At 49.1% G+C, this 1,232-nt stretch carries 1 protein-coding gene; it reads right to left on the bottom strand.

Annotated features, from left to right (window positions below; genetic code table 11):
• On the bottom strand, nt 1-1,232 hold a 1,232-nt coding region (locus IEV36_RS18700; protein WP_188393567.1), incomplete at both ends, for a type VI secretion system Vgr family protein.

The raw sequence follows: 1,232 nt of genomic DNA, 5'->3' as shown, positions 1-1,232 counted from the left end.
TGGTTAAAGCCTTCGCCTTGGTATTCTTTGGACTTGATCCCTGCCAGTTTCTTGGTGTCAGGCAGCTTGCCTGCATTGTCGAATTTGGTCGGGCTGCGTTGTGCTTCGTGAATACGGCCCACCACAAATGGACGGTCAATGTTGCCATCAAAGAAGTCGATCACCACGATTTCATTGATACGTGGCAGGAAGCGTGCACCATAGCCTTCGCCTGCCCAAGGTGTTAGCACATCCACCCACGCTGAATCGGTGTCGTTGTCATTGGCACCTGCACCGCCATCATGACTGTGATCTTCATTACGGGTAAACAGGAAGCGGACTTTAATCCGTCCCCATTCATCGACATGGATTTCTTCGCCACTTGGGCCAACCACTTTGGCACGTTGTGGAGATGCTGTTGGTCGGTGTTGTAATGGATTGTATTCAGGAACCGTTTTGATGTTGCGGCGTTGTAGTGTGAGTTGATTGGCTTGGCGTTCTTCTGTGTTGCTTTGTTGGGTGAGCTGCCAATGACTTTGTGCCAGTAGCTGATTAATCTGCTGCTGCAGATCTTTGGGTAAGTTGTTCTGGTTATAGAACTGTTTGCCTGTGATCAGGAATTCTTTGTCTGCGCCACTGTGCTGGTCAATCTCAGGGTGTTCTGCCAGTTCAAACCAGTAACCCACATGGGTATCTCGGACGGTGCTTTTGGCAATAAACTGTTTGGATTGCAGGTCGTAATATTGACCGAGATTCTGATTCAATTTTTCGATCTGTGCATTGCCTGACTGGGTCGCCCCATCTTCACCATTGAGGTCTTGCATCCAAGCTGGTGAGAAGTGCCATGCCTGTTCTAAACCAAGACTGGCATTGTCGTGTTGTTCACTATGTTTGTGGGTGCTCTGTACACTGCCTGCACCTTCTTCCTGTTCCAGTGCATCGGCTTGCCAGCGTTGTACATGCACCGCACTTGGTTGTAATGAGCGTTGCCCCACTAAACTGGTCATGCTGTCGTATTGTTCGGTGGCACTACTGCGGTGGTAGCGAATGTGGCGACGGTCTAAAGCTTGGTACTGGCTATTGTCATCAATTAAACGGAGTTTCTGGGCCTGAATCTGTTCGCTGGCACTACCGACTTTTAGCTTTGATTCATCAACCAGCCAGTTAATCCCTTCACTGCGCATCAGACGAGTCAGAAAGTCATAGTCGCTTTCATTGGATTGCATGATAAATGGACGGACGTCATAGTCTTG

Origin of the sequence: Acinetobacter vivianii (assembly GCF_014635885.1) — a bacterium.
Taxonomy (GTDB): domain Bacteria; phylum Pseudomonadota; class Gammaproteobacteria; order Pseudomonadales; family Moraxellaceae; genus Acinetobacter; species Acinetobacter vivianii.
The sequence above is the reverse complement of the archived record's forward strand: the minus strand, read 5'-3'. Positions and strand labels throughout refer to the sequence as shown.